Genomic DNA, 20,055 nt, shown 5'->3' with positions numbered 1-20,055 from the left:
GATGGCTAAAATTACTGCAGCAAAACTATTAAAAATGAAACAACAGGGCGAAAAATTTTCAGCCCTCACTGCCTATGATGCCAGCTTTGCAGAAGCATTTGATAAACAAGGCATAGAAGTACTATTAATTGGTGATTCTATGGGTATGGTATTACAAGGACACGAAGATACTTTACCCGTAACCGTTGCCGACATCTGCTATCACACTCGCTGTGTACGTCGCGGCGCAAAGGATGCACTGGTGATCGCCGATATGCCATTTATGAGCTATGCCACCACCGAGCAAGCCATGACCGAGGCAGCTAAATTAATGCGTGCGGGTGCTTCAATGGTTAAGCTAGAAGGTGGTAGCTGGTTATTGGAAACCGTCACTGCATTAACCGAGCGTGGTATTCCTGTATGCGCACATTTAGGTTTAACACCGCAATCTGTACATGTGTTTGGTGGCTTTAAAATTCAAGGTCGAAATCAACAAGCGGCCGATAAAATGGTTAATGATGCCATCGCCCTAGAGCAAGCCGGAGCGCAACTGTTGGTGATTGAATGTATTCCAGCAGAATTAGCGAAACGTATCACTGAAGCGCTTAGCATTCCAGTAATTGGTATTGGCGCAGGTAAAGATACTGATGGCCAGATTCTAGTTATGCATGATGTACTTGGTATTTCGACCGGTTATATTCCTAAGTTTTCTAAAAACTATCTAAGCATAACCGGTGATATCCATAAAGCAATTAAGCTATACAAGGATGAAGTGGCTGCAGGCACTTTCCCAAGCGACGAACATACATTTAACTGATTGATTGTTTTTCCCCTATGATTATTGCTAACACCATTAATGAAGTGCGCCAGCAGGTATTAAACTGGCGTCAACAGGGCTTAAAGGTAGCCTTTGTGCCGACGATGGGTAACCTCCATCAAGGTCATTTGACTTTGGTAAAAACCGCAAAGCAACATGCAGATAAAATAGTGGCTTCTATTTTCGTTAACCCAATGCAATTTAACGATGCCAATGATCTCGCTAACTACCCAAAAACCATGGATGCCGATCAACAAGCGCTGATTCATGAGCAAACGGACCTTTTATATATTCCTACAGTAGAGCAAATTTATCCGAAAGGTTTAGAACAGCAATCTGCCGTTGAGGTACCTACCATTACCGAAGGTTTATGTGGCGGTAATCGCCCCGGACACTTCCGTGGCGTTAGTACCGTGGTCGCTAAATTATTTAATATCGTCCAGCCAGATGTTGCTTGCTTTGGTGAAAAAGACTTTCAACAATTGCAAGTGATTAAAACCATGGTGGAAGATCTATCGTTTCCAATCGAAGTGATTGCCGTTGCTACTTGCCGTGAACAAGACGGTTTAGCCATGAGTTCTCGCAATACTCACCTTACTCAAGGTGAGCGTGTAATCGCACCAGAGCTAAAGCAATGTATGGATCTAGTGGCAGCTAATATTGCTGAAGGCTGTAATATTAAAGACGAACTCGATAAAGCCAAAATGCACTTAACTGAGCTTGGTTTTAAGGTCGATTACCTTGAAGTTAGACGCGAAAAGGATCTACAACTGGTCAATAAAATTGAACCTGGTTTACGCCTTTTTGCAGCGGCCTATCTAGGCAAACCTCGACTCATCGACAATATTGCAATCAAGTTGTCAAAATAGACAAATATAGTATATAGTGCAGCCCCACTGTGGTAACGCAGCAAAATATTGAATAAACACCTTAGGAAAGTACCAGTTATGCAACGAACTATGCTTATTGGCAAATTACACCAGGCTCGAGTCACACACGCTGAACTTGAGTACGAAGGTTCATGTGCAATTGACCAAGATATGCTAGATGCCGCCAACATTATTGAAAATGAGCAAGTGCAAATTTACAACATTGATAACGGCAAGCGTTTTACTACATACGCTATTTCTGCAGAACGTGGCTCTAAGATCATTTCTGTGAATGGAGCAGCAGCACACCAAGCTTCTCCAAAAGACCGTGTGATCATCTGTGCCTACGGTACTTACAGTGCTGAAGAAGCTCTACAGCACAAACCAAGTCTGGTTTACCTAGACGAAGGTAACAACATGGTTCGCACCTCTAATGCGATTCCTGTACAAGTAGCTTAATTGGCTATTTTGGCACTAAAAAGCCCGCTACAATGCGGGCTTTTTGCTCTCTAAATATTTAATTAAGACCCTATTTTTTAAGCAAATACAGCGACAATAATACCAGCGCCGCAGCACCAATAAACGGCATGGGTAAATACAATCCTGCCAGCACTCCACCGACCATAGCCGCTGTAATTTCTGAAATAACCGTCACACTGCGATAACTACCAATAACCTGACCATTGGCTTGATTCGGCACACCTTGAGAAACTAACAATGCACTCGATACCTCAATAAAGACAATCCCAAATGACACCACAATGGTGAAAATAACGATCAGAGTTATATTAGGCGCTAAACCAAAGCCCAATAAGCCGATACTCAGCAGCCATACCGATGCAATGGCCATTTTACGACTGCCAATACCCTTTTGAACTTTATGGGCCATCAGCCCTGCCGCAATCAATGGCACGCTAAATAACGCACTATAAATACCCGCCATTACCACCGAGAAGTCAAACTCCTGAACCAGATACGGTATATAAAATGAGAACATCGTATAAACGGCGAAGAACGTCAGAAAGCTCATCAACATATTTGCTTTCATTTTAGGTAGTGCCCAAAGCGCTTTTGTTGTTAACGGACTTTCTAGTTCTGGATGAGGTTTATCTTTCGAGTCCGGAATCAGCCGCACGAAGGCCATATTCAGCATATAAAGTACGGTGCCCACCCAAAAAGGTAACGCGGCATTAGCCCAACTAAACACATCTGGGTCGGCTAGGAATCCCCCTAATAGCGGCCCGATAATCCAACCCAAGTTAATTGCGATAGAAATACCAGCAAAGCTTTTGGTGCGACGTTGCTCATCTTCATCGTCAGCTGCAATCGCTTGAGCGATGGCAATATTGCCTTCACCTAAACCAGATAATAGCCGTCCAAATAGCAATAACCACAGCATATTCAAATCAATAGAAATGGCGACGATGAGCATTCCTAAAGAAGCAACCCCTAAAGACACGAACAGCACTAATTTACGACCAATTTTATCTGACCATGCCCCCCAAAAAGGCGATGCCAGCGCTTGACCTAATGGAAATAAGGCTATTGCCAAACCTAGCAAGAAGGTGCGTTGCTCTATCGTTGTCGCTGCACCCATTAAACTTGACGACTCATTTAAAAATAAATGACTGAACACTGGGAAAGGCATGCTCAAACCAATAAAAGCACTGACCACGATTAGATAAACTGGAGCCATTGGCCCTATCAATTGTTTCATTATTTAGCTCGAACTACTTAAGCGGCCAGCCACCAATTGCTGAAATATTAAATTCATAGCCTTCCACTGCAAATACAACATCTCTTGGACGGATTTCAACAATGTTCAAGTTACCCAAGATGGTATCGCCTTGCTGGGCTTCGATACCGTTGACTTTAAGCCAGCGCTGATTTGCCGAAGAAGCGTAAATATGCGCTTCGATATCAAAGGAAGGTATTTTATCTTTTATCGCGGATGGTAATTTGCGTGGGTCAGCCAGCGGCTCATTATCTGCTGTTTCATGCGCTAAAATTTGCTGCTCTTTTGCTCCGACAGGCTTTGCTAAAGCAGCAGCTTGCTCGACATCAAGCAATGCTTGTTGTAAGGCACTAATCAGCTCAGCATCGACATCTTCCGATACCACCAAAGTATCCATCTTTTGCTGTAAAACAGGTTGCGCCACAGACTTGCCTGAAATTGTTTTTAGCTCTGCAACTTGCGATGTCTGCTTATGCGTTGGTTGCTCTTGAGTCTCAGCCACTACAACCTGAGGTTTAGGTTGCGCCAGAAGCAGTTCTTGGGTTTGTTTATGAGTTTGTGCTGCAGTGGGTTTAGGTAAAATAATCTCTGCAGTAGTTGATTTCGACGCCTTGATAACCAACTCTGGCAAGGGCTGATCATTAACCTTTAGTTGCGCAGGCGATGGGGATTGAATAAACCACAGCCCGACACTCACTGACACTGCACCAAATACAGTCCCCGCGATAAAAATCATGATCATCAGCATAGAACTGCATGGCTGAGATTTTAACGGTTCTATTTTGTGGCCATTCTGTTTTTTTTGGGCCTGTAATAATATACTCATCAATACTGACCTAACTGCAATCTAGGACCATTGTCATTGGCTAACAAGCTCAACTGCTGCAAAGTCTTTTGGTCCGCTACACCATCAACAGTTAAACCATGATTCGTTTGAAATCGACGTATTTTTGCCTCTAATTCTACATCCAACATAATTTTAGAACTTGGATTTGAACCTTCTAGCTTTGAGAGTTTATCTTCTAACCATTGGAGATCTGCTTGAGGTGAATTTAAGCTTACCCCCCGATATACAATTTCATCAGGTTTCCAAATAAACTCATATTGACCTGTTAAACGATCCGCTAACCATAACTGCTCTACCCACAGTTGCTGCCTATCTAACTGCAACAATACCCTCGAGCCACGACTTGCTAAGATTGCACCATAAAAATTAGTTTTGTTTTCTGTTAAGCGCACTACTGCTGGATAATTTAATCGCAACAATTGCTGCCAATCTCCAATTTGACGATAACAAGCGAAACCATGCTTATTGGCCATCTCACATGGCGTTGTATTTACATCAAAAACCAATCCCCATTGCTCAAATACCGTCTTATAAGCAGTTAATTGCTGTTCCATAAGGCTGGCCTGAGTTTCCAGTAATGGAGAACTCCATGGCGCCGCTTGAATAATACTTGCTTGGTGGCCTTGGGGGGGGATTAGGTCACTATTGATTGACGAACGATAAAAATAAAAACCCACAATCAGTGCAACCATCGAGCTTACAACTAACGTGGGGAAAAGCCAATTTGACGGCTGTTTAGCTGGTCGCTCTAATGATGGCTGTACTTCTTGTTGAGCTTGTTGCACCATTTGCTTGGTAACGACCAAAGTGTCATCACTGTATGCTGCTAACATCGCTCTCTCACAAATTAAGTTTGCCAGCCTTGGAATACCACCACAAGCTTGGTGCAATACCTTAATCGCCCCCTCACTGAACACCTCTTGAGCAATGTCACTGCCGGCTATAGTTAGCCTGTGCTCGACATATTTCTTTAACTCGTCAACATTCAAAGGTAGCAGGTGATAGCGGGCAGTGATCCTTTGAGCTAACTGTCTAAGTTCCTGTCTAGCCAACAAATGCTGTAATTCTGGCTGGCCAATTAAAATAACCTGTAATAATTTACGAGTATCTGTTTCTAAATTAGTCAGAAGCCTTAGTTGTTCAAGGAGTTCTGCACTTAAGTGTTGAGCTTCATCAATAATCACCACCGTATGACGGCCTTTGTCATTATTTTCTAGCATAAACGCGCTAATGGCATCTGTTAGCTGTTTTATGCTGGCCTCTGGTTGATAGTCTACTTTTAATTCATCACAAATGCTCTGCAAAAGCTCTCTAGCACTGAGACTAGGATTAGTGATCAACGCCACATCGGTATTTTCAGGTAATCGCTTTAATAAATACCGAGACATGGTTGTTTTGCCTGTACCTACTTCACCGGTTAGCAAAACAAAGCCACCGCGCTCGCCCAAGCCATAACTTAAATGAGCCAGTGCGTCTTGATGTCGTTCTGATAAATATAGATAGTTTGGATTAGGAGCAATAGAAAAAGGATTGTCGGTTAATCCAAAAAAATTCTGAAACATAGTCTTGTTATCGTCTTATCGTCTACCCTGAGTCCATGCTATCATGGCTTTTTTCTAGTCTAAGGGCAACAGGTGAAACGTTATTTAGTTGGTGGAGCAGTCCGTGATAAACTGCTTGGTATTCAAGCCAAAGACAAAGATTATATGTTTGTTGGCGCAACTCCAGAGCAACTCATTGCCTTGGGCTATGAGCAAGTGGGTAAAGACTTTCCGGTATTTTTGCACCCAACAACTAAGCAAGAGCACGCCCTCGCCCGCACTGAAACTAAAATTGGCGAAGGCTATACTGGCTTTGTTTGCCACGCCAGCCCTGAGGTTACCCTAGAACAAGATCTTATCCGTCGCGATTTAACCATTAACGCGATTGCCGAAGACGAACAAGGTCATTTACATGATCCCTATCAGGGCATAGATGATATCCATGCCAAGCTACTTAGGCATGTTTCCCCAGCATTTAATGAAGATCCATTAAGGGTACTAAGAGTGGCCAGATTTGCTGCTCGTTTCGCTCACCTTGGGTTTAGTGTTGCTCCAGAGACACTTGAGTTAATGACGCAGATGAGCAGCAATGGTGAACTTAACCATTTAAGCCCAGAGCGCGTTTGGCAAGAACTCAGCCGGGCGCTTATGGAAAGCTCACCGCAGGTATTTATACAAGTACTCAAACAAGTGGGCGCATTAAAGGTTATTTTACCTGAGGTCGATGCCCTTTATGGTGTGCCACAAACCAAGAAATGGCACCCAGAGGTTGACACAGGCATTCATATCGAGCTGTGTTTAAAACAAGGAGCCAAGCTAGCATTAAGCCTAGAAGAAAGGTTTGCACTGCTATGCCACGATCTGGGTAAAGCCTTCACACCAGCAGAGGTATTACCTGGACACAAAGGCCATGAACAAGCGGGTATTGAGCCAACCAAGGCCCTAAGCCAACGCTTGCGTGTGCCTAAGGCTTGCCAACAGCTTGCCCTGCTTGCCTGTGAACACCATTTACGAATTCATAAGGCTCAAGAACTCAAAGCCAGTACCATAGTAAAACTGTTTGATAGCTGTGACGTATGGCGTCAACCTGAGCGCTTTGAACGGATCATCAATGTGGCGATGGCCGATAGCCAGGGCCGGACTGGCTTAGAGAATACCCCATACCCGTCTAAAGCTTACTTGCTTGAGGCATTAACTGAAGTTCAGCAGGTGCAGGTAAAAGACATTCTTGCCCTCGGCTATAAAGGCGCAGAAATCAAACAACAATTGTGGCTAAAAAGAGTGGCGATGGTAAAGGGGTTTATCGATAAGCAAGTCGAATGATAAAAGCCTTCAGTCGTTTTTTTAGCAAGTATGAAAAAGGGAAAAGCAATGCTTTTCCCTTTTCGTTTGACTTATAGCGTTCGACTTGCGTCGTTATAAAAACATATAAAGCAGCACAAAGCCTAAAATCATGCGGTAAATAACAAATGGGGTCATGCCCATTTTACTGATGATTTTTAAGAAGAAGTGAATACAAAAATAAGCGCTAACAAAGGACAGTAATGCGCCCCAGCCAAGCTCACTCCAACTCACGCCTTCGCCTGAGGTCGCCCACTTTAAGCCCATGTAGCTGCCCGCTGCCATGATGGTTGGGATAGACAATAAAAATGAAAAACGGGCAGCAGCAACTCGATTTAAGCCCAGCATTAACGCTGCGGTAATGGTAATGCCTGAACGAGAAGTCCCCGGGATCATCGCCAACGCTTGGCATAGACCAATGATCAGTGCTTGTTTCACGCCAATATCGTATTCATCTTTGGTTTCAGCTGGATTTCTATCTGCCCACCACAGGAGCGCACCAAAAATTAAGGTGCTCGCCGCAATTACTAACCCACCACGCAGCAATAAATCGATCAAATCAGAGGCCAACAAGCCTGCAATAATTGCAGGAATCGTTGCCAAGATGATTAACCAAGCTAATTTTGATTCGGGACTGTGCTTACCCTTGAGACTGGCAAACCAAGCAAACAATAGTTCACCCACTTCCTTACGAAAGTAAATCATTACCGCTGCTAAGGTACCAACATGTACAGCCACATCAAAGGCCATGCCTTGGTCCTGCCAACCCAAAATTTGCGATGGCAAAATAAGGTGAGCGGAACTCGAAATGGGTAAGAATTCCGTTAAACCTTGCAGTAGGGCAAGCCAAAAAATTTCAAAAAATTCCATTTTAATTCTCTTTAATACATCAAATAACTATTGAGGCTTCCAGCTAAACTCGATTGGCCACAGCTGCTGGGATTTATCATAAGCTTGCCATAATTGCTGGTAATTTTTTTGTAAGTGCGGGTGCACCATTTCTGGGGCTAATTCAGAAAGTGGCCATAACACAAAGGCATTGTGCTCAATTTCATCCCTAGGTAATTCAATAGGCTGCTGGCAAACTAAATCGCCGTATAACAGCAAATCAATATCTAGGGTTCTGCCACTAAAACGAGGCGCGCTATTATCACGGCCATTATCTTGCTCGATGTTCTTGAAAAGCGCGACCACTTCAGCCACCGACTTTTCAGTCTCCGCGCTGGCCACCATATTCAGAAAGTTATCGCCATCAAAGCCAACGGCCTCACTTTCGAAAACCCTAGATAACTGCAGTTCACCAAAGTGTTCAAATAACGCCTGTAAACCAGCACGAATATGCTTATCTGCGTCAATATTACTGCCCAGGCTAATATAAATTATTGCCATTAGTGCCATTGCCCTCGAGTGATTTCTACCCCAACACTTGCGGCCGATTTTATCGCACCCGGTTTGTTAACGCGAACCTTTACGCCAGCGACATTAAATTTAGTGATCACAAGTTCCGCCACTCGCTCAGCAACGGCTTCGACTAACTCAATAGGCTGCGCTTGCACAAGCTCAATAATCGCGTTACTGACACTCTCATAACAAAGCGCATGTTGATAATCATCGGTTTTACCCGCCTGACGGTTATCCCATAGCATCTCAAGGTCTAAAACCAAGGTTTGGGTGATTTGCTTTTCCCAATCATAGATTCCAATAACCGAGTCAATGCTCAGACCACTTATTAAAACTTTATCCACTTTCATTCCTGTACTGGCGCTTAACAACCAAGTTCGATATTCTATGCTAAAGCACGCTGACTTTTTAACCAAATAAAGCGAACTTATAGAAAATGCGGGCATCATAGCCTAGAACCTTAAGGACAACAAACGCAAACATGCTCCCTTTAATCATTATTATGATATTAGTTGCCTATTTATTAGGCTCAATATCCAGTGCCATATTAGTTTGCAAGGTCGTTGGCTTGCCAGACCCCAGAACCCAAGGCTCTAAAAACCCTGGTGCAACCAACGTGCTCAGGATGGGAGGTAAGGGATCTGCTATTTTAGTTCTGGTTTTTGACGTGCTAAAAGGGACAATACCCGTTTATGGTTCTTTCTTGATGGGAATTGATTCTATTTGGCTTGGCGTGATAGCAATCGCCGCTTGCTTAGGTCACATCTATCCATGTTTTTTTAATTATGAAGGTGGTAAAGGCGTTGCAACGGCTTTTGGTGCCATCGCACCCATTGGTGAGCACATTGCCTTTGCCATGGTCATTACTTGGATAGTCGTACTAATTTATAGCCGCTATTCATCTTTAGCTGCTATTATCAGTGCTTCCTTCTTGCCCTTTTTTATGTGGCTATTTGATGACCGATTTGTTGTTCCATCAATGATGTTGGCTGGGCTTATCATATGGCGCCATCGAGAAAATATTGGCCGCTTAATCGATGGCACCGAAAGCCCCTTTAACGCTAAGAAATAACCGCTAAGGTATCTAATGGCCAGCGAGGTTGGCCTTTAACTTCTAGCGATTCAGTTTCACCTGCAACTAGACGTTGCCATCCCGCATAAGCAATCATCGCACCGTTATCGGTACAGAACTCAGGTCGTGGGTAATAAACCTCACCGCCAATATTAGCCATAATTTCAGCCAATGAGCTTCGTAAACGCTTATTGGCGCTTACCCCACCGGCGATCACTAAACGATTCATACCAGCTTGTTTAAGGGCTCTTTTGGCCTTAATCGCAAGCGTATCGATTACCGCCTCTTCAAAAGCCCTAGCAATGTCTGCCTTGGATTGCTCAGAGCCATCACTATCGGCAATAGTATTTGCGGCAAAAGTTTTTAATCCAGAAAAGCTCATATCAAGCCCTGGGCGGTCCGTCATTGGACGTGGAAACTTATGCACGCCAGGATTGCCCTGCTCGGCTAATTTGGCCAGACGTGGCCCACCTGGGTAATCTAGGCCTAATAACTTGGCTGTTTTATCAAAGGCTTCACCCGCGGCGTCATCCACAGACTCCCCCATTAATTGATAATCCCCCAAACCATTGACCTGTATAATTTGGCTATGACCACCTGAAACGAGTAAAGCGACAAATGGGAATGGTGGTGGGTTATCTTCTAGCATCGGCGCCAACAGATGCCCTTCGAGGTGATGTACCCCAATGGCAGGCTTACCCCACGCATAGGCTAATGCCCGACCAACACAAGCGCCAACCAATAGTGCCCCAATCAGTCCAGGTCCTTTGGTATAAGCAATACCATCAATATCATCACTGGTGCAACCTGCTTCAGCCAAGGACTTTTTGATCAAACCAATAATTTTACGAACATGGTCTCTTGAAGCTAACTCTGGAACCACTCCACCATAATCAGCATGAAGTTTTACCTGAGAATAAAGGGCATGACTCATTAACCCTTTTTCACTGTCATAAATTGCGATCCCGGTCTCATCACAGGAGGTTTCAATGCCCAATACACGCATAAATATCACTCTAAAATCTCTATTCTGTGGGCAATTCTACGCCTTACCTCTGAATTTCACCAGTTTTTATACAACGGGCTTTACAAAGGGGGGTATATCGGTTTAGAATTTCGCACCATTTTTGAACAACGACGTGTCTTTTTGTTGATTGAAAGCACACGTCCAAGATTTAACCTTTGAGGTGAGAGGCATATGCCAGTAATCAAAGTACGTGAAAACGAACCATTTGACGTAGCTCTACGTCGCTTTAAGCGCTCTTGTGAAAAAGCAGGTATTCTATCTGAAGTTCGTCGTCGCGAGCACTACGAAAAACCAACTACAGTACGTAAGCGTGCTAAAGCTGCAGCGGTTAAGCGTCAGCTTAAGAAGGTTTCTCGTGAAAACGCACGTCGCGTTCGCCTATACTAATACCTGATGTCTACTTTAGATCAACTGAAGTCTGCCCAGAAGGATGCCATGCGTGCAAAAGATAAAGTACGCCTTGGTACCATCCGGTTGGCACTTGCAGCAATCAAACAGGTTGAGGTTGATAACCGTGTTGAGTTGTCTGACCAAGAAGTTGTTGCTATCTTAACCAAAATGGTTAAGCAGCGTAATGACTCGATTAACCAGTACCAAGCCGCAGGTCGTCAAGACTTGGCCGATGTAGAAGCCGCTGAAATTATCGTTCTTAAGGATTTTCTTCCCCAAGAACTAACAGATGCAGAAATCGACCAGTTGATTGATGCCGCAATGGAGCAATCCGGCGCAGCAAGCATGCAGGATATGGGCAAAGTCATGGGTATTTTAAAGCCACAGGTTCAAGGCCGTGCAGATATGGGCGCCGTAAGCGCTAAAATCCGCAGTCGTCTAAACTAAGGCAACCCAAGACTCTGAACTGAACAAGCCGTGCTTTTGCACGGCTTGTTTGTTTTTAAAGGAATGCAGACAGTTTAGATGGCTATACCTAGAGATTTCATCAACGATTTAGTTGCCCGTACCGATATCGTCGAACTTATCGACTCAAAAGTTCCATTAAAAAAAGCAGGCAAGAATTATTCTGCTTGTTGCCCTTTTCATGGTGAAAAGACGCCATCTTTCACCGTTAGTCAGGATAAACAATTTTATCACTGCTTTGGTTGCGGCATGCACGGCAACGTTATTGACTTCCTTTTAGAGTATGATCGATTAGGGTTTGTTGATGCCATTGAAGAGCTCGCCAGCATGCACGGTTTGCAAGTTCCCCAAGAAGAAGGCGCACCGAATAAGAATCACCTTAAGCAGAGTAAAGATTACTATGACTTAATGGAACAGACGGCAAAACGTTATCAAGATCACTTAAATACACATCCAACTAAAAATCTGGTGAACGACTACCTTGAAATGCGAGGGTTGAGTAACCATATTATCGAAAAGTTTAGGATTGGCTTTGCCATTGATAGCTGGGACGATGTGCTTGCACTGCATCGAAATGACAATACCAATCAGAGTAAGTTAGTTGAGACCGGTGTTCTAATTAAAAACGATAACGGCCGTATCTACGATCGTTTTCGTCAACGTTTAATGTTTCCCATACGTGACCGTCGGGGTCGTGTAGTGGGGTTTGGTGGACGCGTATTAGATGATAGTACGCCCAAATATTTAAACTCGCCGGAAACACCAATTTTCCATAAAGGCAAAGAACTTTATGGCTTATACGAACTCAAACAAGCATATCGTAATCCGCCCAAAGCGCTAGTAGTCGAAGGGTATATGGATGTCGTGGCGCTTGCTCAATTTGGAGTGGACTATGCGGTAGCTTCTCTTGGCACTTCAACCACTGCAGACCAATTGCAGCTGCTACTTAGAACAGCGAAAGAAATCATTTTTTGCTACGATGGCGATAAAGCTGGTAAGGAAGCTGCTTGGCGAGCTTTAGAAACTGCATTGCCACTATTAAAGCCAGGCGACAGGCTGAGATTCATGTTTTTACCCGATGGTGAGGACCCAGATAGTTATGTTCGTCAGCAAGGCAAGCAGGCATTTGAACAGCAGCAAGAGAATGCACAAGAGTTAATTGGTTTTTTATTTGATACTTTATTACAGTCAAATCGGATTGATGATGGCAGTTTAGCTAAAGCAGCGCTAAAGCTGATTGAAAAAGTTCAAGATAAAGTTCTACAAGAAACGCTACTTGACGGTTTAGCTCATAGATTGAGAATGAATAGTTCAGAGGAACTTAAAAAAAAGTTTGGCTTTCATGCAGTCTCAGCAAACCCTATCAAAGCTGAAACTCTAAAGGGGAGAGGCACTCCGCTAAGGTTAGCGTTAGCGCTATTAATTCAATATCCACAACTTGGCTATCAACTGCCTAACCAAGCGGCATTGCAACAATTATCAATGCCGGGAGTGGATTTATTAATAAAACTGCTAAACTTAACCGCTGCTCAAAGCTTAAACAGTGCCCAATTACTTGAGCACTTCAGGGATGAGCCACAATTTGAAACCCTAGCCAAACTGGCTAAGTGGGAGCATTTAGTGGCCGATGACAAATTACAAATTGAATTTAAGAAAGCCCTATTGTGGCTTAATAATCAGTACCTTGAAGAGAGACTGAGTCAATTACAGGACCTAAGTACTAGGCAACAATTGACCGCTGCTCAAAGGCAGCAACTAAAGCAATTATTACAAATTTTGAAAGGCTAATGAGTTATCAAAAACTGTACAATAATTGTAGAAAAATCATTGTTTAATGGCTATAATTGATGGTTTGTGCTACAGGCATTTCCCGTCATTTTGATTTCCTAACTGGATGGTATCTATGGAGCAAACTCCGCAGTCACAACTTAAGCTGCTTCTTGCCAAAGGTAAAGAGCAAGGTTACCTAACCTACGCAGAAGTGAACGATCACTTACCTGCAGACATGGTCGATTCTGATCAAATTGAAGATATTATCCAGATGATCGGCGACATGGGTATTAAGGTGTGTGAAGAAGCACCTGACTCAGATACCCTGATGATGTCTGAAGATGCGACCGATGAAGATGCGGTAGAAGCAGCTGCGCAAGCACTTGCAACCGTTGAAAGTGAACTCGGTCGCACCACTGATCCTGTGCGTATGTACATGCGCGAAATGGGTACAGTTGAACTGCTTACTCGTGAGGGCGAGATCGATATTGCAAAACGTATTGAAGAAGGTATTAACGAAGTTCAATGCAGTGTTGCGGAATATCCTGAAGCAATTTCTTATATTCTTGAGCAGTTCGACAAGTACGAAGCCGAAGAACTGCGTCTTTCTGACATTATTAGTGGTTTTGTCGATCCTAATGACGATGGTTCATTAGCGCCTACAGCTACTCATATCGGTTCAGAGCTTTCTGATGACGAACTCGACGACGAAGACGATGAAGATGAAGAAAGCGAAGAAGAAGAAAATACCGGTCCAGATCCTGAAGAAGCCAAAGAGAAATTCACTCAGCTTCGTCAAGTGTATGACGCAGCCTTAAAAGTCATTGAAGCTAATGGTCGCGATCACAAGGATAGCCGCAAAGCAATTGAGCTTATCAGCGAAGAGTTTCGTTATTTCCGCTTAGTACCAAAACAATTTGATGCGCTTGTAAAAAACATGCGTGAGATGATGGACAAAGTTCGAGTTCAAGAGCGCCTTCTCCTGAAGCTAGCGGTTGAACAAGCAGGTATGCCTAAACGTGAATTTACCAAAGCTTTTATTGGTAATGAAGCATCAAGCAAATGGTTTGATGATGCCTTGAATGCCGGTGGTGATCTCGCTAATGAGTTACAATATGTTGCTGAAGATATTAGCCGTTGTATCAACAAACTAAAATCGGTTGAAACAGAAACTCAATTAGAAATCTACCAAATCAAAGACATCAACCGTCGTATGTCTATTGGTGAAGCCAAAGCACGCCGTGCCAAAAAAGAAATGGTAGAGGCGAACTTACGTCTGGTAATTTCTATCGCGAAAAAGTACACCAACCGAGGTCTACAATTCCTAGATCTTATTCAGGAAGGTAACATTGGTCTGATGAAAGCGGTAGACAAGTTTGAATACCGTCGTGGCTACAAGTTTTCTACCTACGCTACTTGGTGGATTCGTCAGGCAATCACACGCTCGATTGCCGACCAAGCCCGTACGATTCGTATTCCAGTGCATATGATTGAAACGATTAACAAACTGAATCGTATTTCACGTCAAATGCTACAAGAAATGGGTCGTGAGCCTAATCCAGAAGAGCTGGCCGAGCGCATGCTAATGCCTGAAGACAAGATCCGTAAGGTGTTAAAAATTGCTAAAGAGCCAATTTCAATGGAAACCCCAATCGGTGATGATGAAGATTCGCATTTAGGTGATTTTATCGAGGATACTACCCTTGATTTACCAGTTGATTCAGCCACAGGTGAAAGCCTGAAAAACGCCACTGACGAAGTACTAGCAGGCCTAACGGCCCGTGAAGCAAAAGTACTGCGTATGCGTTTTGGTATCGGCATGAACACCGACCACACCCTAGAAGAAGTCGGTAAACAATTTGACGTAACCCGTGAGCGTATCCGTCAGATTGAAGCGAAGGCACTACGTAAACTACGTCACCCATCGCGTTCAGAAATCTTACGTTCGTTCCTAGACGAATAAGATACACTGCCTCTAATAAAAACCGCTGCCCAGTCAGCGGTTTTTTTGTGCAACAGAAGCGAGTAGCGAGAGCGGCTTCGCCTGCGAGAACGCTACTACGTAGCTCGAGTTTTGAGTACTGATGTTTTTTAATATTCGGTACTCCGTATTCCTATCTCGAAGAGCGAAGCTCGCTCTCGCAGTCACGAAGTGACGCCCTCGCAACGAAGTGCTCTCGAAGGCGAAGCCGCCCTTATGTCTTTTTTGCTCAACCATTAACCAAACTGTTTAAATTTATGATTTTTTCTTTGATTAAGCGGTGACAAATAAACATAGTCTTTATATACTGCGTCTATCTCGTTGAGATCACATTTTTGGCCCCTTAGCTCAGTTGGTTAGAGCACCCGACTCATAATCGGTAGGTCCACAGTTCAAGTCTGTGAGGGGCCACCATCTTTTGAAAAAGGCTTACCATAGGTAAGCCTTTTTTCGTATTTGAACTTTGCTTTTGCAACATGCCTTCTGAAATTAGCAATGTGAGTTGTATAACTTTGATACAAATGTACGTTGTTGCTGTATTGACATTAGCTTGTTAACAGTTGATCCTTAATGTGTTAGCCGTTTGTTAACGAACTAATTTATAAGGAATTAATAATGAAGAAAATATGGAAAAGCAGTTGCGCCATCGCAGTTGCAAGTATTCTAGCACCAGTGACAGTTGCTGCTGAAGAAGTAGAACGTATCGAAGTGACAGGAAGTCATATTAAACGTATTAACATGGAAGGCGCTTCACCAGTCAATGTTCTTGATGAAAAAGACATCTTAAGCTCTGGTGCTCAAGATCTTTCTCAGCTACTAAGTAAAATGTCTATTGCCGGTAGTGGTACATTCTCAACTCAAGGTAACAGTTCTGATGACACCTCCAATGGTGGCGCTGCTGTTTCATTACGTGGCCTAGGAGCAGATTCTACGCTGGTGCTATTAAATGGTCGCCGCATTGCCGTTTCTGCCTTTGCTAAAAGTATTGATACTGCCTTCGTAGACATTAACTCTATCCCTATCTCCGCCATTAAACGCATTGATATTCTTAAGGATGGTGCATCTGCAACCTATGGTTCGGACGCAATTGCTGGGGTAATTAACGTTATCTTAAAAAAGGATTTCGAAGGTTTTGAAGTCAACGCCAAAGTGGGTGATACTGTTGAAGCTGGCGGCGGTCAAGTGTCTGGCTCTATGCTTTGGGGTACCTCTTCTGATAAAGCACATACTACTGTTATCCTTGATTACTTTAAAGAAAACTCAACTTCATACGGTGATCGTGATTATTCTAAAACAGCAAATCAGACCGCTAATGGTGGTTTTGATTTCCGTTCTTCTGCGGGCAACCCAGGCAGTTATATTCCAGCCACGATCGGTGCTGATGGCTCAATTACACCAAAATCAGATCAATTCTCTTGGACGCCAGATCCAAACTGTCCACCAGATCTAACTGTTGGCAGCTACTGTCGTTACGACTATGCGCCACATATGACTTCTATCCCAGAAACTTCACGCATTGGTTTATCAGTATTCCAAGAGTACAAAATTTCTGAAGATGTTAAATTCTTTGGCGAGCTCATGTACCAACACAACGAATCTGAAGTTCAAGGTGCCGCCAGCCCATCTTTTGGTGAGTTCTACATGCTTGCCGACAATCCACTGTTTGCTAGTGGTGCTGCAACCAACCCATTCCCAGGCGAAGACCTAACTATGCGTCGCCGTTTAACCGAAGCTGGCAATCGTTTAAAGAATGCCGAATCAAACAGTGCCCGTATGGTACTGGGGCTTAATGGGTTAATCGGTGACTGGGACTGGGAAGCGGCTTATACCTACTCTTATAACCGTAGTTATGAATTTGGTAATCGTGGTTTTGTATGGACTCCACGCCTTCAAGAAGCGATTAACTCTGGTGATTACAACCCATTATCGACTACTCAATCACAAGATGTTTTAGATTACATTACTGTAAATACCACTCGTAATGGTAAATCAACCACTCAGGCATTCGATGGTAAAATTACTGGTGAGCTATTCGATTTACCCGCAGGGGCTGTAGGCGTAGCAATTGGTGCTGAATACCGCAAGGAAGTACTAGCTGATAACCCAGATGAACTTTTCCTTCGTGGTGAAATCTTCGGTACCGAGGCAACTCAAGCTGAAGGCGAGCGCGATCAAAAAGCGGTATTTGTTGAATTTGCTGTTCCAGTTCTCGAAACTTTAGAGGCGCAAATTGCCCTTCGTCATGAAAACTACAGTGACTTTGGTAGCGCAACCAGCCCTAAAGTTGCCCTACTTTACAAGCCACTTGATACGTTAACTCTGCGTGCGAGCTGGGGTGAAGCATTCCGTGCACCTTCATTAGTGCAACTTGGTTTAGGACCAACTCAAGAGTCACCAAGCTTAGTTGATACCACACGTTGTCCACTAACGGGTCTAGACGAAGACTGTAATCCATGGGAACGTACGGTTATCTTCGCCGGTAACCCACAGCTTAAGCCTGAAGAATCAGTTTCATACAACCTAGGTGCAGTATGGCAGGCCACTGATAGTCTTAGCCTAGGTCTGGATTACTGGAGCTACGATCAAGATAACTTGATTACCTCTGATACTCAGCATGTGCTTAATACCCACGGTACTGATCCTGAGTACGTCAAACGTGAGCCTTCTTCTGGTGGTGTACCAGGGCGCATTATTGAAATTTATGATCGCTTCGTTAACCTAGGTGGACAGAAAACCGATGGTATCGATTTCGATATTAAATATGCTCTAGAAACCAGCTCTGCCGGTAATTTCGACTTTAGTTACCAAGTGACTAAGGTCAACACCTTCGACCAAGTTCGTAAAGATGGTTCAGTACGTCAACTTGCTGGTAAGTACCAACATCCAGAGTGGCGCTGGGTTGGTGGTATGAACTGGGCTCTTAATGACTTACAAGCTAGTGCACGCCTAAATTACATTGGCGAATACGAAGATAATGTTGAAGGTGGTGCCGATCCAGGTCGTATGATTGATGCGATGATGACGCTTGATCTCAATGCCAGCTACAACCTAGACAACTTGCGCTTTACCGTTGGTGGTAATAACGTGACCAACCAAGCGCCTCCGTTTAGCCAAGCTGACTTTATGGGTTATGACGTATTCACCCACTCTGCATTAGGTGCATTCTGGTACGGTAAGGCCACTTACCGTTTTTAATTAACAGTAAATTAAATACCAAAATCAAGGCCCACTCATTTGAGTGGGCCTTTTAAATCTAAGCTAATATTATCAACAAAGTTTTAAATTACTGTTCAGTTCTCTCAGCTATATAGTTCACTAATGCCTGTAAATGACTGGTCTGTACTTTATCCACCACAGGAACCAGTTCGCCTTGCTTATCATTCATAGAGCCATTGGCTTTATTACTCACCTGGTCTCGTGATAACAAATTGCCTTCTAACGGCTATTTTTTCCTGATTACTGAGTTGAATTTACTTGCAATAGGCCAGCTATTGACACGTAAATTTTATTATTTTTAAGCTGCGCTTGCTGTTTAAGCTGGGAGTCGCGGTGGCGACGGCACGTCAGGGGAAAACAACAGCTTTTTACTTCAGGCATCCCTGCCTTACGCCCTGCGGATCTGCTAAAGCAGCTCAAAATTGTTCCAGACAATTTTGTCCCCGCCCCCCCCTGAGCCGCCCCTTACTTTGCTTAACCAGAATTTTTCATTCGTCATTACGCTGACGGCGGACTATTCCGAGCATCCTGCCCTCCACCCTTCGGGCCAACTAAAGCTGTTAAAGTTTGTTCCAGACAAACTTTTCGCCATCCATGGCTCAAACTAGCCTTATAGGCCATCCATGGCCTAAACAGCTATTCCTCAATTAAATTCTTCGCAAAGTCAGAGGGGAGTTTGAGTAACGGCACGTTATAAAAGCAGATACCTCTAACAAGCTTTTTGCCACATTTTGAGTTTCGAACTTTGTTTCTCAGTAGTTAAAAGAGTGCTGTATATTTGCATAGGTATAACTGTCCTCCTGATTATTGGGTGACAAACAGAGCCAAAATAGACTGTTTGAAGGCTCGATAATCTTCCAAAATTTAGCTAAGTCACTGATTAACCTCAAAGTAGCCAAGGGATGTAGGGAAACCCTACATCAACTGGGCTCGTTTTTGCCGAGCGTGATTTCCAGTTTTTCTGGTCTTAGTGACAAATTTGTACTTTATTTCAACAGTTTAAAGTGACATATTATTTGTAAGTTAAATTTTGCGCGGAAGATTATCGAGCTTCCGCTTAATAAGCTGTTATACGAACACGGAGAGTGGTGTGAACCTTGAACAAAGAATAATCCCATACATTAGTTTCACTGAAAAATGGTTTACTAAATTTTCACTGTTATGGTGCTCTATTTCTCTTTGTATAGGGTTGTTTACAGTAAATGATTTAGCCTTAGTAATTGCAGCGCCTATAATGACTGTTTTCATGTATTTCGCCGCAATCGTAATTGTTTCCCTTGTGATCGGCTTTCAACGAGTAAACCCTTTTAACTCACCTAAATCTAATTTTGTAAAATATGCAATTTTGCTTTGTTGGGGGTTCGGTATTTTTGGATTCATTAATTTTTTCTTTACAGGTATATTTCAAACAACAGAATTTGAAAACTCTAATTATTTCATAATCGTGGGATCAGTATTTCCATTAGGGGCTTCAGTAGGAGCTGCTAAAGAATGGAGTAAATTCTTAGCTACTAGTTAAAGTTCGTATAACAAATAAGGATAGGCCGCGCGCAGCCGCGACCTTATCCCGATTGTTGAACAAGCCCGAAGCTAGATGAGTCTGC

Annotated in this window: 19 protein-coding genes and 1 tRNA gene; 12 read left to right on the top strand and 8 right to left on the bottom strand. The window is 43.4% G+C overall.

Going from position 1 to position 20,055, the window contains the following annotated elements:
• Window position 1: 1 nt before the first annotated feature.
• The 3 genes from panB (at window position 2) to panD (ending at window position 2,124) form a co-directional block, all read left to right on the top strand.
• Window positions 2-796, top strand: a complete 795-nt coding sequence (gene panB / locus GFB48_RS13715; RefSeq protein ID WP_163936871.1) for a 3-methyl-2-oxobutanoate hydroxymethyltransferase — start codon at window positions 2-4, stop codon at window positions 794-796.
• A gap of 17 nt (window positions 797-813) precedes the next feature.
• Complete coding sequence (gene panC / locus GFB48_RS13710; protein ID WP_163936869.1) at window positions 814-1,665, top strand: pantoate--beta-alanine ligase; 852 nt, start codon at window positions 814-816, stop codon at window positions 1,663-1,665.
• A 78-nt stretch (window positions 1,666-1,743) separates the two neighbouring features.
• The gene (gene panD, locus GFB48_RS13705) at window positions 1,744-2,124 is read left to right on the top strand and encodes an aspartate 1-decarboxylase (protein ID WP_163936867.1); all 381 of its coding nucleotides are present in this window, start codon (window positions 1,744-1,746) and stop codon (window positions 2,122-2,124) included.
• Window positions 2,125-2,194: 70 nt separating this feature from the next.
• Here panD and GFB48_RS13700 read toward each other — a convergent pair whose 3' ends face one another.
• Genes GFB48_RS13700 through GFB48_RS13690 form a run of 3 tightly spaced genes read right to left on the bottom strand, consistent with a single transcriptional unit; the run spans window position 2,195 to window position 5,809 of the window.
• Entirely contained in the window at window positions 2,195-3,382 is a 1,188-nt protein-coding gene (locus tag GFB48_RS13700) for an MFS transporter (RefSeq protein ID WP_163936864.1), read from the bottom strand.
• Window positions 3,383-3,395: 13 nt separating this feature from the next.
• The gene (locus GFB48_RS13695; RefSeq protein WP_163936862.1) at window positions 3,396-4,226 is read right to left on the bottom strand and encodes a general secretion pathway protein GspB; all 831 of its coding nucleotides are present in this window, start codon (window positions 4,224-4,226) and stop codon (window positions 3,396-3,398) included.
• The gene (locus GFB48_RS13690; protein WP_163936859.1) at window positions 4,226-5,809 is read right to left on the bottom strand and encodes an ExeA family protein; all 1,584 of its coding nucleotides are present in this window, start codon (window positions 5,807-5,809) and stop codon (window positions 4,226-4,228) included. Before GFB48_RS13690 ends, GFB48_RS13695 begins: the two co-directional genes overlap by 1 nt.
• Before the next feature lie 72 nt (window positions 5,810-5,881).
• On the opposite strand from GFB48_RS13690, the gene GFB48_RS13685 reads away from it, so the two are divergent.
• On the top strand, window positions 5,882-7,111 hold the full coding sequence (locus tag GFB48_RS13685) for a multifunctional CCA addition/repair protein (RefSeq protein WP_163936857.1): 1,230 nt from the start codon (window positions 5,882-5,884) through the stop codon (window positions 7,109-7,111).
• A gap of 93 nt (window positions 7,112-7,204) precedes the next feature.
• Here the strand turns inward: GFB48_RS13685 and GFB48_RS13680 are convergent, their stop codons facing one another.
• From GFB48_RS13680 to folB, 3 genes are read right to left on the bottom strand one after another with little or no spacing between them, the layout of a single operon-like run.
• Window positions 7,205-7,999: an undecaprenyl-diphosphate phosphatase gene (locus GFB48_RS13680; RefSeq protein ID WP_163936853.1), complete on the bottom strand. Its 795-nt coding sequence runs from the start codon at window positions 7,997-7,999 to the stop codon at window positions 7,205-7,207.
• Window positions 8,000-8,026: 27 nt separating this feature from the next.
• Window positions 8,027-8,518, bottom strand: coding sequence for a 2-amino-4-hydroxy-6-hydroxymethyldihydropteridine diphosphokinase (gene folK, locus GFB48_RS13675; protein ID WP_163936850.1), 492 nt, complete (start codon window positions 8,516-8,518; stop codon window positions 8,027-8,029).
• Window positions 8,518-8,874: a dihydroneopterin aldolase gene (gene folB / locus GFB48_RS13670; RefSeq protein ID WP_163936848.1), complete on the bottom strand. Its 357-nt coding sequence runs from the start codon at window positions 8,872-8,874 to the stop codon at window positions 8,518-8,520. Before folB ends, folK begins: the two co-directional genes overlap by 1 nt.
• A gap of 137 nt (window positions 8,875-9,011) precedes the next feature.
• Here folB and plsY point away from each other — a divergent pair, with 137 nt between their 5' ends.
• Window positions 9,012-9,602: a glycerol-3-phosphate 1-O-acyltransferase PlsY gene (plsY, locus tag GFB48_RS13665; RefSeq protein WP_163936846.1), complete on the top strand. Its 591-nt coding sequence runs from the start codon at window positions 9,012-9,014 to the stop codon at window positions 9,600-9,602.
• Here plsY and tsaD read toward each other — a convergent pair.
• Window positions 9,592-10,608, bottom strand: coding sequence for a tRNA (adenosine(37)-N6)-threonylcarbamoyltransferase complex transferase subunit TsaD (tsaD, locus tag GFB48_RS13660; protein ID WP_163936844.1), 1,017 nt, complete (start codon window positions 10,606-10,608; stop codon window positions 9,592-9,594). The two genes, plsY and tsaD, sit on opposite strands and share 11 nt — an antisense overlap.
• A gap of 192 nt (window positions 10,609-10,800) precedes the next feature.
• Between tsaD and rpsU the strand changes: the two genes are divergently transcribed.
• The 6 genes from rpsU to GFB48_RS13630 all read left to right on the top strand — a co-directional run bounded on the left by rpsU (window position 10,801) and on the right by GFB48_RS13630 (window position 18,430).
• Window positions 10,801-11,016: a 30S ribosomal protein S21 gene (gene rpsU, locus GFB48_RS13655; protein WP_163936842.1), complete on the top strand. Its 216-nt coding sequence runs from the start codon at window positions 10,801-10,803 to the stop codon at window positions 11,014-11,016.
• A gap of 6 nt (window positions 11,017-11,022) precedes the next feature.
• Entirely contained in the window at window positions 11,023-11,466 is a 444-nt protein-coding gene (locus GFB48_RS13650; RefSeq protein ID WP_163936841.1) for a GatB/YqeY domain-containing protein, read from the top strand.
• Window positions 11,467-11,544: 78 nt separating this feature from the next.
• On the top strand, window positions 11,545-13,272 hold the full coding sequence (dnaG, locus tag GFB48_RS13645; protein WP_163936839.1) for a DNA primase: 1,728 nt from the start codon (window positions 11,545-11,547) through the stop codon (window positions 13,270-13,272).
• Between the two features lie 115 nt (window positions 13,273-13,387).
• Window positions 13,388-15,217, top strand: a complete 1,830-nt coding sequence (gene rpoD, locus GFB48_RS13640; RefSeq protein WP_205597743.1) for an RNA polymerase sigma factor RpoD — start codon at window positions 13,388-13,390, stop codon at window positions 15,215-15,217.
• 355 nt (window positions 15,218-15,572) lie between these two features.
• A tRNA-Ile gene (locus tag GFB48_RS13635) sits at window positions 15,573-15,649 on the top strand.
• Between the two features lie 201 nt (window positions 15,650-15,850).
• Window positions 15,851-18,430: a TonB-dependent receptor gene (locus tag GFB48_RS13630; RefSeq protein ID WP_163936835.1), complete on the top strand. Its 2,580-nt coding sequence runs from the start codon at window positions 15,851-15,853 to the stop codon at window positions 18,428-18,430.
• 88 nt (window positions 18,431-18,518) lie between these two features.
• On the opposite strand, the gene GFB48_RS17770 is transcribed toward GFB48_RS13630, so the two are convergent.
• Entirely contained in the window at window positions 18,519-18,644 is a 126-nt protein-coding gene (locus GFB48_RS17770) for a hypothetical protein (protein WP_256377995.1), read from the bottom strand.
• 897 nt (window positions 18,645-19,541) lie between these two features.
• On the opposite strand from GFB48_RS17770, the gene GFB48_RS13620 reads away from it, so the two are divergent.
• The gene (locus tag GFB48_RS13620; RefSeq protein WP_163936831.1) at window positions 19,542-19,970 is read left to right on the top strand and encodes a hypothetical protein; all 429 of its coding nucleotides are present in this window, start codon (window positions 19,542-19,544) and stop codon (window positions 19,968-19,970) included.
• The last annotated feature ends 85 nt before the right edge of the window (window positions 19,971-20,055 follow it).

Origin of the sequence: Paraferrimonas sp. SM1919 (assembly GCF_010993985.1) — a bacterium.
GTDB lineage: Bacteria > Pseudomonadota > Gammaproteobacteria > Enterobacterales > Shewanellaceae > SM1919.
This window is presented reverse-complemented; position numbering and strand designations above follow the sequence as displayed.